Genomic DNA, 13505 nt, shown 5'->3' with positions numbered 1-13505 from the left:
GAGCGCGAAGGACAGGATAGTCACTGCGTCGGGCGGATCGGCGGGTTGACGAACAGCGCATCCAGCAGTGCGATCGCACCGACCGCCGACGCGCCGACGAGCGTCGTCCGGAACGGGACCGATAGCAGGTGGCCGAGGACGACGCTCAGGACGAACACCACCGGAATGAACGCGAGTACGAGATCGTACCGCGACAGTGAGTTCAGTGTCGGGAATCCGATACGATCCGAGCGATCGTTGTCACTCCGGGGCATAGCTGTCACCTCCTCCATCAGTAACTACCACACTATTCCACTAAAATCTTACTCCAATACAGTTCAGTGAACACACTTCGAATACTGCTGGTGGTTCAGAAAATAATCGGAAAATAATATCGATAAGCGATGCAGCTCGTCGAGTCGATTCCGTCGCCGGCGGACGGACCGACAGCGAGATGTGTTCGAGTCGTCCCAGTCCACAAGACACAGGATGGTTCGCTCGTAACCCCGGATATGGACCAACCCGGGAGTCGACCGGCGGAGGGCCAACGGGTGCGCACCACGCTCGGCGGGGAGGCCGTGCAGGGCACCGTCGACTCGGTCACGTACACGCCGAAGAAGGGGAACCTGATCGCGAAAGTTGCACTCGACGAGCCGGGGCCGGACGGGCAGTCGGCGCTGGCCGTCGCCGTCGAGGACCTCGACGAAATCGACTAGTTCTGTGACCACTTGGCGTCGGCCAGCGTCCGCTGGACCGCCTCCTGGCCGACCGCAGTGGCCAGGGTCTCGAACCCGGCGCGCTCCTTGCGGTCGTCGGCGTTGGCCACGAGTCGCGAGACGATGAACTCCGGCGTGGACTTCCCCACAGTGCCAAAGCGGGGCTGGTAGTCCACCGAGAGGTCCAGTTCGGTGGTCAGCCCCTCGGCGAAGATGCCGTCGGTCCGGGCCGCGTCGGGGAGCGGTTCGAGGTCGTCTGCGAGGTGGGTGACGAACACGCCCAGCGCGTCCTCGTCGACGGTCAGCGTGACCAGCCCGTGCAACAGGTCGGCGGCGCTGCCCGGTTCCGTGATGGCCTCGAACTCGTCGACCAGCATCAGCGTCCGACCCGCGTCGGTCAGCGGCGGCACGACCGTCTGGAGCGTCGACTCCAGCACGCCCGCGTTGAAACTGGCGTGCCGGCGGTGGAACACGATCACGTCCACGATGCCGACCTCGGCGGCGTCGGCCGGAACCGGCAACCCCATCTGAGCGAGCAGTTGTACCTGACAGAGCGTCTCCAGCAGCGTCGTCTTCCCCCCGCTGTTGGCCCCGGTGAGGACGGTCACCCGGTCTCCGGCCGGCGGCGCGGACTCGCTCGGGAAGTCGATCTCGTGGTCGCCGACGGCGTAGTCGACGGGCTGGACAGTCACGTCGGCCGCCTGCAGGTCGAGATTCCGCGCGCCACGGACGGCGACGGTCTCGCGGTCGTCGACGAACGTCGGTCGGGTCAGATCGTAGGCGTCGGCAAAGCGGGCCAGTGAGACGTACAGCGCCGCGTCGTCGACGGCCGCGACGGCGGTGTCGATCTCCTCGCGGGCGTCCTCGATGGCCCCCTCCAGATCGGCGACGATCTCGGCTTCGCGCTCATCGACGGCGGTCCGGCGGTCGTCGGCCAGGGTCCTGAGACTCTCGCCGACGAAGCCGGCCGCGTCGGTGGCGTCGCCGGGCATCGCCTCCCTGATCGCGGCCGCGGGGACGCCGGTCTCGTCGGTGACGTGGCGGCGGAAGGCCTCGCGGAACTCCTCGGCACCGCGGGCGCTCTCCTGGACGGCCTCCACGACCTCGCTCTGGTTCGCGGCGAGTTCGTCGACGGCGGCGTACTGGTCGCGCAACTCGTCGAGGCGGTCGTCGACGCCGCGGTCGACGCCACCCTCACCCAGCGCCGCGAGCGCGTCGGCGGCGTCGGCCAGCACGTCGCGGTCCAACTCGGACACGCGGTCGAAGACGCCGCCACTGACGCCGAGATCCAGCAGTTCGACCGCCGTCTCGACCGCGGAGCGCTCGCCGCCGCTGACGCTGTCGTGGCTCTCGAAGGCCTCGACGACGGCCTCGCGGTCGGACTCGGTGAGTGCCGTCCAGGCGTCGACGGCCGCGAGGACGGAATCGAGGCGATCCGTCATTGCCCCGCGGTCGCGCAACGGTGTCAGCACGCGGATGCGGTCCTCGGCGTGGCGCGTGACCGCGAACTGGCTCGTCAGATCGAGGATCGACTTGTACACGTCCCGCGTGTCCCGGGTCGCGAGGACAGCCATCCCCTCGCCGCCGTTGGCGCGCCGGAGAATCCGGGTGGCTCGCCCTCGACTCAGTCCGGCCTCCATCAGCGCACGGCTGTCGGCGTCCTCGATGGCCTGGATCGCCGCCGCCTCGCCGATACTGTCGGCCAGCAACGCCTTCGTCTTGGGCCCGACGCCCCAGTACTCCTCCAGTCGCATACCCCCGGCCAGACACGGCGCGGTCTTAGTGGTTCGGAAACCCGGCTACTCGAGCAGTTTCCTCGTCTGCCGGTGGCGGTACCGAAACATCGGCTCCATGCCGACGACCGCCAGCGGCGACACTGCACGGCCGAGCCCCCCGAGGGGGAGTTCGTACTCCACGCGGTCGTGGATGATAGTCCCGTCGCCGTCGGCGAAGAAAGAGTGCGTGTGTTCCCACTCGGCGAAGGGACCGCCGTCCATCGTGTCGCGGAACATCGCCGAGCCGTCGCTCTCTTCGCGTTCGACGATGACGGAGATCCACTCCTGGCGCGGGCCGACGCCGAACGGCCGGACCGACGACTCGATCCGTGCGCCCGTCTCGAGGATTCCGGGATCGGGGTCGCCGTCCGGCCCCGTGACCGACTCGATCTCCAGATTCATCCAGCCCGGCGTCAACGCTTCGAGACCCGTCACCCGCGAGTGAAAGTCCCACACCTCGTCGAACTGCGCATCGATCCGGACTGTTCGCTGGTACTGAGACACAGTATCGCTATGGCCAGCGCGGGTAAAACCCCAGCGTTCGAGGTGATTTCGTGGGTGCCGATCCAGCATCGCCAGCGACCGATCAAATACCCAACCACTCGGGGCGAGCCCTGAGAACAGCCACTGCCGGACGCTCGTCGGCTGTCCCGAGTGCCGAAATTTTAACTGTAAGACATATTTTGTGTCCGGCATGGATCGACGACAATTCGTCAGAGCGACTGGCACGGCAGGGGCACTGGCGACCACGTCGCTGGCGGGGTGTCTCGGCGGCGTCTTGAACGGTGTCACCGGCGGCGGCAGTAGCGTCAGTGAGGGCGAATCCGCGGCGTACAACGCGTGGATCGGAACCAGCACGACGGACGGGGGCGGTGGCATAGACGTCTCCTCGGCCGCCGGTGCGACACTGCGAAACGACGCCGGGGATGGTCAGGAGAACCAGCGCATCCAGGACGACGCGCTCGCGATGTCCGTCACGGAATGGGCCGTCCCCATCGGGTGGCTCTCCCAGGCCCTGAATCCCAAAGGGATCGCCAAACCGACCGCCGACGGGTCGAACACGGACCGGTTCACCCTCGTCAACGGGACGCGCGTATTCGAGGGTGACTACGACACGGACGCTATCCGCCAGACACAGGAGCGCAACGCGAGTCGGAGCGAGGAGTACGAGGGATACACACTCTACATCGACGGCAACGCGACGACCGCGGTCTCACAGGACGCCGTGCTGTACGTGAGCGACGAAGCGGCCGGTGTCGAGGACGCGACGGCACGAATCGAGGCGACCATCGACGCGGCCACGAACGAGCGTACCCGGTTCGCGGGCGAATACGAAGCGTACGACGAACTCCAGTCCGCGCTCCCAGTCCGTGGGTACAGTGGTGTCGAATTCGATCCGGATGGCGGCGTCCTCGAGGGCGACTCCGAGCGCGACTTCACGACGTTGCAGGACACCGACATCGATCCGGACGTGCTCGGGTTCGCCGGCAGTGCGAGCATCGAAGAAGACGACTTGACGGTCGCCGTGGCTCTGCGCTACCCCAGCGCCGACGCGGTCGACGACCGCGGGACCATCGAGTCCGAGTTAGGACAGGAGGCCGACGAGCGCGCCATCGAGATCGACGGACCGCTCGTGATCGTCGAAGGCGAGTACAACGCTCTCTCGGAAGACTAGGGGAACACGCCCGCCTCGTCGGCGGCGTTGGCGACCCGTTCGATAGCGGTGACGTAGGCCGCGGTCTGGTAGTTGGGAACGTCGTTTTCGTCGTATGTATCGGTGAGCGTATCGAAGGCGTTGGTGACGACCCGTTCGAGTTCCTCGTTGACGCGCTCTTCGGTCCAGTAGAACCGCTGGCGGTTCTGCACCCACTCGAAATACGAGACCGTGACACCGCCCGCGTTGGCGAGGATGTCGGGGAAAACCGTCACGTCGCGGTCGGTCAACACGTCGTCGGCGTCGGGCGTCAACGGCCCGTTCGCGGCCTCGACGATGATGTCTGCGCTGACCCGATCGGCGATTTCCTGATCGATGGCGTTCTCCAGCGCCGCGGGGATCAGCAGGTCCACGTCCATCGTCAGCAGTTCCTCGTTGGTCAGTTCCTCGCTGGCGTCTTGGTAGCCCGAGAGCTGTCCAGTCTCCGTCTTGTGGGTTTTGACTGCGGCCACGTCGAGGCCCTCCGGATCGTGGATCGCACCGCTGGAGTCGGAGACGGCGACGACGTTCGCGTCGAGTTCCTCGTCGATCAGCCCGGCGGCCACCGAACCGGCGTTGCCGAAGCCCTGGACAGCGACGGTCGCCTCGGCGACGTTCTGTCCGAGGTATTCGAACGCTTCGCGGGCGGTGAGCATCACCGAGCGGCCGGTCGCTTCGACGCGGCCCGCACTCCCGCCGCTGGTCGGTGCCTTGCCCGTTACCGTCCCCGGGGCCGTGGTATTTTCGAGCGTCTCGTAGGTGTCTTTGATCCAGTTCATCTCCCGCTGGCCGGTGTTGACGTCCGGAGCGGGAATGTCACGGTCGGGGCCGATCAGCGGCCGGAGCTCTTTCGCGTAGGACCGTGTGACGCGTTCGAGTTCCGACAGCGAGTACTCACGCGGGTCGATCACGATGCCGCCTTTCCCGCCGCCGTAGGGGATGTCGACGGTCGCGCACTTGTACACCATCCACCCCGAAAGCGCCTTGACCTCGTCCCGACTCACGTTGGGGTGGTACCGGATACCCCCCTTGTAGGGGCCACGGTCGCCGTTGAACTGCGACCGGAACGCGGTGAACACCTCGATCGACCCGTCGTCCATCTCGACCGAGAGTGTGGTCTCGAGAACTCGTTCGGGCCGTTTCAACCGTTCGAGCACGTCGGAGTCCACGTCGACGTACGTGGCCGCGTCGTCGATCTGCTCTTGCAGACTCTCGAACGGGTTTACGTCACCGGACATGGCACAGTCGTCGACCGTTTCGATAGTAAGCGTTGTGGTGTTATTATCATATCAAAGAGTTAATATTATATAAGGCCTGCTACCGTTTCCCAGCGGCGCGTGCGCGGTCGAGTACCTGTTGGGCCTGGGCGATCAGTGGGGCGTCGATCATCTCGTCGTCGACGCGGAACACGCCCCGCCCCTCGGCGTCGGCCTCGGCTTTGGCCGCCAGCACGCGTTCGGCCCAGTCGATGCGGTCCTCGCTCGGTGTGAACGCGTCGTTGATGACCGGCACCTGAGCCGGGTGGATCGCCATCTTCCCGTCGAAGCCGAGCTGGACCGTGGTCTCGGCGGCCGACGCAAGCCCCTCGGTGTCGTCCACGTCGACGTGGATCGTGTCGAGCGCGTCGATGCCGGCGGCCGCGGCGGCGAGGACGACCTGTTCGCGGGCGTGGAGGACCTCGAACCCCTCTTCGGTCCGGGTCGCGCCGATGTCGGCTGCCAGGTCCTCGGCCCCGATAGCGACGGCGTCGACGCGGTCTGCCGTCGCGATTTCCTCGGCGTGGAGGACACCCGCCGCCGACTCGATCAGGGCGATCACGGGCGCGTCGACGCCGTGCTCGTCGAGGAGATCGACGATCCGTTCGAGACCCGTCGCGTCCCCGACCTTCGGCACCATCACGGCGTCGACTGCCGACGAGTCCGCAAGCGCGGTCGCCACGTCGGCCTCGGCAACCGTCCCCGGCGGATTGACGCGCACCCAGACCGAGCAGTCGGGATCGAATGCGGGGTCAGTGAGAACCTCGTGGATGGCCTCCCGGGCGGCGGGTTTGCGATCGGGGACCACCGCGTCCTCCAGATCGAACACGACGGCGTCGGCTCCGGAGTCGGGTGCCTTCCGCACGAGTTCCGGCTGGTCGCCGGGGGAAAACAGGACGCTTCTGCGAGCCATACGCGGCCGTGTGCGCCCAGCCACAAGTCCGTTCCCCTCCGGTGGACGCCAGCGTTTATCACCCGGGCGGGCGAGGAAGCGGGCATGACTGGCCTGTACTACGAGGAGTTCGAGGTGGGGGAGACGATCCGACACGAGAAACGCCGAACCATCTCCGAGAGCGACAACCAGCGGTTCTGTGACATGACGATGAACCAGCAACCGCTCCACCTCGATTCGGCGTTCGCCGCCGACACGGACTTCGGCGAACGGATCGTCAACGGGCTCTTGACGATGAGTCTCGCCGTCGGGTTGACCATACCCGACACGACCGACGGGACCATCGTCGCGAACCTGTCCTACGACAACGTGGAACATCCGGCACCAGTCTACCACGGCGACACGATCCGGGCCCAGTCGACGGTCACGGACAAACGCGAGACCAGCGACGGCGACCGCGGCGTCGTCACCATGCACGTCGAGGCGTTCGTCGTCGGCGAGGACGAACGGCTGGTCTGTGAGTTCGACCGGACGGCACTGTCGCTGAAGCGACCGACGTGACCGGCGGCAAAGCGCGGGAGCGGACAGGGAATTCGGAGTCGAACCGGCGGAAATCAGCCGGTGTAACGATCGGTTACGAGAGTTACGACGCCACCAAAAGTTGATTTACTAGGTCGGTAATTGGACACATAGTATGGTAAACAAGGCGGCGTTGTCGGTGCTTGGCGTCATCGTTCTCGTTTCGATGGGGGTGGGTGTCCTCATCGGGATGCAGATCGGTGGTGGCGGTGCCGGCACGACGAGTATGTCGACTCCGACACCGGGCCCGAGCACGGCAACGGGACCGAGCGATGGTGAATCGAACCCGGCCGCGCGAACGACGATCCCCGGCGGCGAGGTGGAGACCGTCCAGCCTCCAGAGGAGGAACAGACGATCCCGGCTCGACGGTTCGAGGCCAAAGAGATCCGCAGGAGCGTCAAGCGTCAGATCAACCAGCGTCGGACGGACCGGGGTCTCTCCGAGTTGCTCACGAACGGACAGGTCGCGAAGAAGCTCGATACGATGGCACACAACCACAGCGTGGCGATGGCCGACGAGGGACGCGTCAGTCACGCTATCGACGGCGTGTTCAGTAAGGAGCGGTACAGGAGGGCTGGCCTCTACTCGTCCTGTCAGTTCAATTCTAATCCCGGGACCTACGTCGTCAACGCGGAAGGCAACCGGCTCGAAGTGATCGGGCACGCCGTCGCCGGCCGAACCCACGATGGCGAGTTCCTGTCGACTGAGAAGGAGGTCGCGCGAGCGATCGTCGACGACTGGTTCTCGGGGATCAATCGGAACCGCCTGCTCTACGAGAACGCGAACCAGATCGGCATCGGTATCGAGGTCACGCAGGACGGCGACGTCTACGCGACCGGGAACGTCTGCTGACCGGCTTTTCGCCGGGTCTTCTGTCCGGTCTGTCTCTCACGCCATGCCCCCGGCAAGACTTGCGATAGTGTTATGTGGGACCAACCCACATACTACGAGCGAGAACGATGTCCGGACCCAACTGGATGCGATCGGCAGACGAGCGGATTCTCCGACAGCTTCACGAAGAACGACCGGATTACCTCGCGCTGGTCGCGAACCGGCTCGGGATGCATCTGCGATACGTCGAACGGCGGTGTGCCGTCCTCGTCGAACACGGCCTGGTAGAGCCGGTCAGTGGTGAAGTCGTCTACCGGACGACGGAACGCGGGGAACGGTTCCTGGCAGACGACACGGAGGTCGAGACCGAGACGGCGGACGCGGCGACGAGCGACTAGTCGGTCAGGTGGGTCCGATACCGAGCGGAATCGAAAAGAAACGGACGGTGCGTCTATCCCTGGGCGCTGAACCAGGACTGGGCCAGCCAGGAGTCGTAGTCCGACTGTGACTGGACGTCGACGCTCCCGAGCATACCCGAGTGACCGACGCCGCAGTACTCGGCGCAGTAGAGCTGGTACTCACCAGTCTGGGTGGCCTTGGTGACGATGTAGTTGGACTGTCCCGGCAGCGCGTCCTGCTTCAGCCCCAGCGCGGGGACGTGGAACGCGTGCAGCCAGTCGTTTGCGGTGATGTTCAGCCGAATGTTCCGATCCACTGGCATGACCATCGTGTTCGTACTCTCGACGGTGGCACCCGAGATGCTCGCGCCTTCGACGGCCGCCCCACTGAGACTCACGTCGTCGACGGAGACCTGCTCGCCGGTCTCGTACTGGGAGGCGTTGCCGGCACCGGCGGTCACCGTTCCGTTGACGAGGGCGGCGCTCTCGAGCGCGCCGTCATCGGCGCTGGAGACGGATCCGCCCGATATCACGACTCCCTCGTCGGTGACGTTCTCGACTGTCGTCCCCTCGATCGAGACGTTCGTCATCGATACGCCGGTGGCGCTGGCGTCGTCGACGCTGACGTTCCGGTAGACGAAGTTCCAGTTGTACTTCTGTCCGTACACTTCGATCTCGTCGGCGGGATCGCCCTGGAGCGTGTTCTCCGACGACGCGGCGACGTAGGGGTTCCCGAGTACCTGATAGGAGGCGACGCCGACGAAAAGGAGGATGACGGCCGTCGCGACGGTCCAGGTGATCTCCAGCCGGCGGTTCTCCTGGGTCGGCTTGGCCTCGTCGGTCTTCTGGTACTTCCAGACGGTGTAGATCAGGATCCCTTCGACGAGGATCGTGATCGGGACCGCCACGTAGATCAGGTTACTGTTCAGTCCCCAGATCGCTCCTTCGGTGGTCGACGCGTACCCTGACTGGGCGGCCGCGGGTTCGACCGCCATCAGCAGCAACGCAGCACCGAAAAGCGCCAATGCCCCGACGCGCTTGCGGTTCATCATTACGCGGGGCTTAGGAATTGGGCCATAAATAGCTGCTGTCTTCCGGCGAGTGCGGCCCCCCTGCGACGGTTTCCCGCGGCCTCGGGATGGAGCGACTGACCGAAAGCGCGGGTCATAAGTACGGCCACACCAAGGACCAGATAGTGAGAGGTACAGCCGTGATCGAACGCTATTCTCGTCCCCGTTTCGCGACGCTACTGGCCGGATCGGCAGTCGGTGTATACCTGCTCGTCGTCGCCGGTGCGACGGCAGCCATCGCGGACGCCGCGAGCGCCTGCTCGTCCTGGCCGGTCTGTTCCCGCCCACCGTCGCTGTCCGAACCCACCCTGCTCGTGGCCTGGGGACACCGGGTAGCCGCCGTCATCGTGGGCCTGCTGGTTCTCGCCACAGCGGTGATCGGCTTGCGCCGAGAGACCGTCTCACGGCGCGTGAAGGCCGCGCTCGCGTTCGCTCTCGTCCTCTTTCCCGTACAGGTTGCACTGGGCGCACAGGTCGCGACGACCGGCGCTGCGACCCCCTTCCCGGCCGCCCACCTGCTCACCGGGATGGGCATCTTCGCCGGGCTGACACTCGCGCTCGCGTGGGATCTCGAACCCCGTGACGCCGACACGTCGACCACCGACCCCGAGCCGGATCCGACCCCGGCCCCGGCGTCGGCGACCGAACCCAGCGAACAACCACCCCTGCCAGACGGTTCGTTCGCGCGTGCAATCCACGTCGTCGAGGCGTATTTCAGGCTGATGAAGCCACGTCTGATGTGGCTGCTCTGTCTCGTGGCGTCGGCCGGGATGGCGCTGGCCGCCGGGGCCGCTGGAACGGAGTTGACCGTCCGGACCATCGTGTTGACACTCGGTGGCGGTGTCCTCGCCATCGGCGCGAGCGGGACCTTCAATCACGTCCTCGAACGCGACCGGGACAAGAAGATGGACCGGACGAGCGATCGGCCGGTCGCGACCCACCAGCTCCCCGTCCGCAACGCCGTCGCGTTCGGGCTGGCGCTCGCGGCCGCCTCCGTGGCGGTCTTCCTGCAGGTGAATCCCCTCGCCGCCGCGCTCGGCCTGTCGGCGATCCTGTTCTACAGCGTCGTCTACACGCTCGTCCTCAAGCCACACACCGTCCAGAACACGGTCATCGGCGGTGCGGCCGGTGCCCTGCCCGCGCTGATCGGCTCGGCCGCCGTGACGGGGACTATCGGCCTGCCGGGGCTCATGCTCGCGGGCGTCATCTTCGTCTGGACGCCGGCACACTTCTACAACCTCGCGCTCGCGTACAAGGACGACTACGAACGCGGCGGGTTCCCGATGATGCCGGTCGTCCACGGTGAAGCGACGACCCGCAAACACATCCTGCTGTGGCTGGCCACGACGTTGCTGGCCGCGGCTGGGCTGGCAGCCCTGACGAACCTCGGCTGGGTGTACGCCGTCACGACCACCGCGCTCGGCGCAGTGTTCCTGTGGGCCGTCGTTCGGCTCCATCGCGAACGGGACGAGTCCGCGGCGTTCCGGGCCTTCCACGCCTCGAACGCCTACCTCGGCGCACTGCTCCTGGCCATCGTCGTCGACGCACTCGTGGTATGACGACGGACGCGACGATCACCGACCGATTCGGGGAGTTCGTCCCGGACAGGGAGACGCTACTGATCGGGCTGTTGATCGTCAATTCAGAGTTGCTCCTGCTGGGCGTCTACTGGCTCGTCAGTTCGAGCGAGCTGACCGGCCTGCTCTCGATCCGGTACTGGCTCTACCCGTTCGTCTGGATCAACGTCGGGCTGTTGGCCATCTTCAAGACGACGCCAGCGCCGGCCCCCAGTCGGGACCGCTGGGTCGCCGGGAGTATCGCGGTCGGCTACTTCCTGGTACTGGCGTACGTCGGTGGTCTCGTCGGCCCCGCGATCGGCATGGCCGAGCGAAACCTCAGCCTCACGGTGCTGGGACTGCCGCCGGGCTGGGCTCCGACGGTCCTGTACAACGGGACCTATCTCGCGATGTCGCTGTTCCCGTTCAAGCTGGTGGGCTACGCCGCGCTGGCGTACCTGGTCTACGCGACGGTACTCGACGCCGCGGGCTCGGCGGTGACGGGCCTGCTCGGCCTGCTCTCCTGTGTCAGCTGTACCTGGCCCGTGCTGGCCTCGCTGGCGACGGGGATTCTGGGGAGCGGGAGCGCGATCGCCGGTGCGGTGTACAGCCAATCGTACGGCCTCTCGACGGTCGTGTTCGTCGTGACTATCGGCCTGCTGTACTGGCGACCGTTCGGGCGGTGAGGGACGGCCTTTTGCCGAGCAGGCCCGAACGACGGCTATGCCAGAAGTCGAGATCGAATACTGCGTCCCCTGTGGCTTCCTCGACCGCGCCGAAGACCTCCAGCACGTCCTGTTGACCACCTTCGGCGAGCGACTGGACGCGGTGACGCTCCGAACCGGCGCGAACGGCGTGTTTCGCGTCACCGTGGACGGTGAACGGGTGTACGACAAACAGGACGACGCCTTCGACGTGGACGAGATCGTCCGCCGGGTGCGCGAGTACGTCTGATCGGTATCGACGGGCTTAGGGCGATACCGGACCGCGATCCGACAATGACAGCAGCCGTCGTCGCCGAGGACGTTCGTCGGGTCTACGGCGACACGACCGCACTCGACGGCGTCTCACTCGCCGTCGAGGAGGGGGACGTGTTCGCGCTGATCGGACCCAACGGCGCGGGAAAGACCACGCTCGTCCGGGCGTTGCTCGGCACGACCGACGCCGAGGGTGACGTGACAGTGTTCGGGACGGCCCCCCAGCAGGTCGAACGGGCGCGACTGGGGTCGCTCCCCCAGTCGTTCGATCCGCCCGCGCGGTTGACCGCCCGAGAACTGCTCGATTACTACGGTGGACTCTACGACGAGGCCCGGTCGGTCGAGGCCGTCCTCGACGATGTCGGACTGACCGACGATGCGGACACCTGGTACGAGAAGCTCTCTGGCGGCCAACAACGCCGGGTCTGTGTCGGGACGGCGCTGGTCAACGGCCCCGACCTGCTCGTGCTGGACGAACCCACCACTGGAATCGACCCCGCGGGCCGGCGGGCGCTCTGGCGGCTGATCGAGGACCTCGCGGCCGGCGGAACGACCGTCTTCCTGACGACCCACTACATGGCCGAGGCCGAACGTCTGGCCGACGAGGTGGGTCTGCTGGCCGACGGGAAACTCGTCGCCCGGGACTCGCCCGACGCGTTGATCGCCGACCACGGCGGAGAGAGTCGGCTGGTGATCGACACCGACGCCGAGCCCGCCATTACCGGCGACCTCGACTACCCCGCCGAACTCGCGGACGGTCAGTTGACCGTCTACGACGTGCCCCCCGAGGAGATCGGCGAGATCGTCGCCGCGCTCGACGTTGCGGGGGCGACCTACGAGTCTATCAACTGGACTGAACCCGACCTCGAAGACGTGTACCTCGACCTGACCGGGCAGGCCGTGACCGCGAGCGGGGAGACGGTCAGCCGGGGCGAGACGCCGCTGGCCGACGGCGGACAGCGAACCGACTGGGACGGGAGCAAGACTGGAGGTGCAGACCGATGACTACGGTGGGTCGGATCGGTGCGGCCACCGTCGCCGCCGGGAAATCCTTCCTGCGCCGGCGGACGGCGGTCTTCTTTACGTTCTTCTTCCCGGTCATCATCATCCTGATCTTCGGGGTGCTGGTCCAGACCGGCGGCAGTGGGACAGGGCTGTTCACCGAGCCCACCGCGTACTACGTGCCGGGCTATCTCGCGGTCGTCGTCCTGTTCACCCCGCTGTCCCGAGTCGGGAGCGAGGTCGCCCGCCACCGCGAGGGGAGCCAGTTCGAGAAACTGGCGACGACGCCGCTCTCGCGGTCGGAGTGGCTGCTGGCCCAGACGCTGGTCAACGTCGTCATCATCGGCCTCGCGGGACTACTCTTGCTCGGGTTGATCGTTGTCGTCACCGGTGCCGAGATCGCGGTCTCGCCGCTGTTGATCCCCTTCGTCTTCCTCGGCGTCGCGCTGTTCTGTGGCGGGGGCGCACTGATCGGCAGTTTCGCCGGATCACAGGACGGCGTCATCGCCGCGAGTAACGGGATCGCCCTGCCGCTGCTCTTCCTCTCGGAGACGTTCGTGCCGCCGTCGATGCTGCCGGAGTGGTTCCGACCAGCCATCTTGCTCTCGCCGCTGACCTACTTCTCGCGCGGCGTGCGGGCGGCGACGTACGCCCCCGGAATCGAACCGCTTGCCGGGTTGCCGACGGACTGGCCGTTCTACCTCGGGGTGCTGGCGGTGCTGACGGTGGTCTTCTTCGTGGGCGGTGCGGCCGCGCTACCTCGGACGGACTGACCCTGTC

The 13505-nt window shown here is 66.3% G+C and carries 16 protein-coding genes; 10 read left to right on the top strand and 6 right to left on the bottom strand.

Annotation, left to right across the window (positions count from 1 at the left end; all coding sequences use genetic code 11):
• Window positions 1–20: 20 nt before the first annotated feature.
• Window positions 21–254 (bottom strand): DUF8015 family protein, encoded by a 234-nt coding sequence (locus tag BMX17_RS10800; protein WP_092659945.1) that lies wholly within the window; start codon window positions 252–254, stop codon window positions 21–23.
• Between the two features lie 276 nt (window positions 255–530).
• Here BMX17_RS10800 and BMX17_RS26060 point away from each other — a divergent pair, with 276 nt between their 5' ends.
• Window positions 531–695 (top strand): hypothetical protein, encoded by a 165-nt coding sequence (locus BMX17_RS26060; RefSeq protein WP_170845386.1) that lies wholly within the window; start codon window positions 531–533, stop codon window positions 693–695.
• Here BMX17_RS26060 and BMX17_RS10790 read toward each other — a convergent pair.
• Both BMX17_RS10790 and BMX17_RS10785 read right to left on the bottom strand, forming a co-directional pair.
• Entirely contained in the window at window positions 692–2449 is a 1758-nt protein-coding gene (locus tag BMX17_RS10790; RefSeq protein WP_092659858.1) for a MutS-related protein, read from the bottom strand. The genes BMX17_RS26060 and BMX17_RS10790 overlap by 4 nt on opposite strands.
• A gap of 45 nt (window positions 2450–2494) precedes the next feature.
• Complete coding sequence (locus BMX17_RS10785) at window positions 2495–2974, bottom strand: SRPBCC family protein (RefSeq protein WP_092659856.1); 480 nt, start codon at window positions 2972–2974, stop codon at window positions 2495–2497.
• A gap of 190 nt (window positions 2975–3164) precedes the next feature.
• On the opposite strand from BMX17_RS10785, the gene BMX17_RS10780 reads away from it, so the two are divergent.
• Window positions 3165–4145 (top strand): hypothetical protein, encoded by a 981-nt coding sequence (locus BMX17_RS10780; RefSeq protein WP_092659854.1) that lies wholly within the window; start codon window positions 3165–3167, stop codon window positions 4143–4145.
• On the opposite strand, the gene BMX17_RS10775 is transcribed toward BMX17_RS10780, so the two are convergent.
• Both BMX17_RS10775 and BMX17_RS10770 read right to left on the bottom strand, forming a co-directional pair.
• Entirely contained in the window at window positions 4142–5401 is a 1260-nt protein-coding gene (locus BMX17_RS10775) for a Glu/Leu/Phe/Val family dehydrogenase (protein ID WP_092659852.1), read from the bottom strand. The two genes, BMX17_RS10780 and BMX17_RS10775, sit on opposite strands and share 4 nt — an antisense overlap.
• A 79-nt stretch (window positions 5402–5480) precedes the next feature.
• The gene (locus tag BMX17_RS10770) at window positions 5481–6332 is read right to left on the bottom strand and encodes an HpcH/HpaI aldolase/citrate lyase family protein (protein ID WP_092659850.1); all 852 of its coding nucleotides are present in this window, start codon (window positions 6330–6332) and stop codon (window positions 5481–5483) included.
• Between the two features lie 84 nt (window positions 6333–6416).
• Here BMX17_RS10770 and BMX17_RS10765 point away from each other — a divergent pair, with 84 nt between their 5' ends.
• From BMX17_RS10765 to BMX17_RS10755, 3 genes are all read left to right on the top strand, one after another.
• The gene (locus tag BMX17_RS10765) at window positions 6417–6872 is read left to right on the top strand and encodes a MaoC family dehydratase (RefSeq protein WP_092659848.1); all 456 of its coding nucleotides are present in this window, start codon (window positions 6417–6419) and stop codon (window positions 6870–6872) included.
• 133 nt (window positions 6873–7005) lie between these two features.
• Window positions 7006–7743 carry a CAP domain-containing protein gene (locus BMX17_RS10760; protein ID WP_092659846.1) on the top strand — a complete coding sequence of 246 codons (738 nt, stop codon included), beginning with the start codon at window positions 7006–7008 and terminating at the stop codon, window positions 7741–7743.
• Window positions 7744–7850: 107 nt separating this feature from the next.
• Complete coding sequence (locus BMX17_RS10755; RefSeq protein ID WP_139203469.1) at window positions 7851–8120, top strand: dimerization domain-containing protein; 270 nt, start codon at window positions 7851–7853, stop codon at window positions 8118–8120.
• A gap of 53 nt (window positions 8121–8173) precedes the next feature.
• On the opposite strand, the gene coxB is transcribed toward BMX17_RS10755, so the two are convergent.
• Window positions 8174–9172, bottom strand: coding sequence for a cytochrome c oxidase subunit II (coxB, locus tag BMX17_RS10750; RefSeq protein WP_092659842.1), 999 nt, complete (start codon window positions 9170–9172; stop codon window positions 8174–8176).
• Window positions 9173–9315: 143 nt separating this feature from the next.
• On the opposite strand from coxB, the gene cyoE reads away from it, so the two are divergent.
• Genes cyoE through BMX17_RS10725 form a run of 5 tightly spaced genes read left to right on the top strand, consistent with a single transcriptional unit; the run spans window position 9316 to window position 13498 of the window.
• On the top strand, window positions 9316–10749 hold the full coding sequence (gene cyoE / locus BMX17_RS10745) for a heme o synthase (RefSeq protein WP_244514981.1): 1434 nt from the start codon (window positions 9316–9318) through the stop codon (window positions 10747–10749).
• The gene (locus BMX17_RS10740; RefSeq protein ID WP_092659838.1) at window positions 10746–11432 is read left to right on the top strand and encodes a DUF7546 family protein; all 687 of its coding nucleotides are present in this window, start codon (window positions 10746–10748) and stop codon (window positions 11430–11432) included. Before cyoE ends, BMX17_RS10740 begins: the two co-directional genes overlap by 4 nt.
• A 37-nt stretch (window positions 11433–11469) precedes the next feature.
• On the top strand, window positions 11470–11700 hold the full coding sequence (locus BMX17_RS10735) for an Rdx family protein (RefSeq protein WP_092659836.1): 231 nt from the start codon (window positions 11470–11472) through the stop codon (window positions 11698–11700).
• Between the two features lie 44 nt (window positions 11701–11744).
• Window positions 11745–12728, top strand: a complete 984-nt coding sequence (locus tag BMX17_RS10730; RefSeq protein WP_092659834.1) for an ABC transporter ATP-binding protein — start codon at window positions 11745–11747, stop codon at window positions 12726–12728.
• On the top strand, window positions 12725–13498 hold the full coding sequence (locus BMX17_RS10725; protein ID WP_092659832.1) for an ABC transporter permease: 774 nt from the start codon (window positions 12725–12727) through the stop codon (window positions 13496–13498). The genes BMX17_RS10730 and BMX17_RS10725 overlap by 4 nt, the downstream gene beginning before the upstream one ends.
• The last annotated feature ends 7 nt before the right edge of the window (window positions 13499–13505 follow it).

Source organism: Halorientalis persicus, assembly GCF_900110215.1.
GTDB lineage: Archaea > Halobacteriota > Halobacteria > Halobacteriales > Haloarculaceae > Halorientalis > Halorientalis persica.
This window is presented reverse-complemented; position numbering and strand designations above follow the sequence as displayed.

Bases quoted from the DNA above. Each gene is read 5' to 3' on its own strand.
- BMX17_RS10735 (WP_092659836.1), top strand. From the start codon at position 11,470: ATGCCAGAAGTCGAGATCGAATACTGCGTCCCCTGTGGCTTCCTCGAC.
- BMX17_RS10775 (WP_092659852.1), bottom strand. From the start codon at position 5,401: ATGTCCGGTGACGTAAACCCGTTCGAGAGTCTGCAAGAGCAGATCGAC.
- BMX17_RS10765 (WP_092659848.1), top strand. From the start codon at position 6,417: ATGACTGGCCTGTACTACGAGGAGTTCGAGGTGGGGGAGACGATCCGA.
- BMX17_RS10760 (WP_092659846.1), top strand. From the start codon at position 7,006: ATGGTAAACAAGGCGGCGTTGTCGGTGCTTGGCGTCATCGTTCTCGTT.
- BMX17_RS10780 (WP_092659854.1), top strand. From the start codon at position 3,165: ATGGATCGACGACAATTCGTCAGAGCGACTGGCACGGCAGGGGCACTG.
- BMX17_RS10730 (WP_092659834.1), top strand. From the start codon at position 11,745: ATGACAGCAGCCGTCGTCGCCGAGGACGTTCGTCGGGTCTACGGCGAC.
- coxB (WP_092659842.1), bottom strand. From the start codon at position 9,172: ATGATGAACCGCAAGCGCGTCGGGGCATTGGCGCTTTTCGGTGCTGCG.
- BMX17_RS10725 (WP_092659832.1), top strand. From the start codon at position 12,725: ATGACTACGGTGGGTCGGATCGGTGCGGCCACCGTCGCCGCCGGGAAA.
- BMX17_RS10770 (WP_092659850.1), bottom strand. From the start codon at position 6,332: ATGGCTCGCAGAAGCGTCCTGTTTTCCCCCGGCGACCAGCCGGAACTC.
- BMX17_RS10755 (WP_139203469.1), top strand. From the start codon at position 7,851: ATGTCCGGACCCAACTGGATGCGATCGGCAGACGAGCGGATTCTCCGA.
- BMX17_RS10790 (WP_092659858.1), bottom strand. From the start codon at position 2,449: ATGCGACTGGAGGAGTACTGGGGCGTCGGGCCCAAGACGAAGGCGTTG.
- BMX17_RS10740 (WP_092659838.1), top strand. From the start codon at position 10,746: ATGACGACGGACGCGACGATCACCGACCGATTCGGGGAGTTCGTCCCG.
- BMX17_RS10800 (WP_092659945.1), bottom strand. From the start codon at position 254: ATGCCCCGGAGTGACAACGATCGCTCGGATCGTATCGGATTCCCGACA.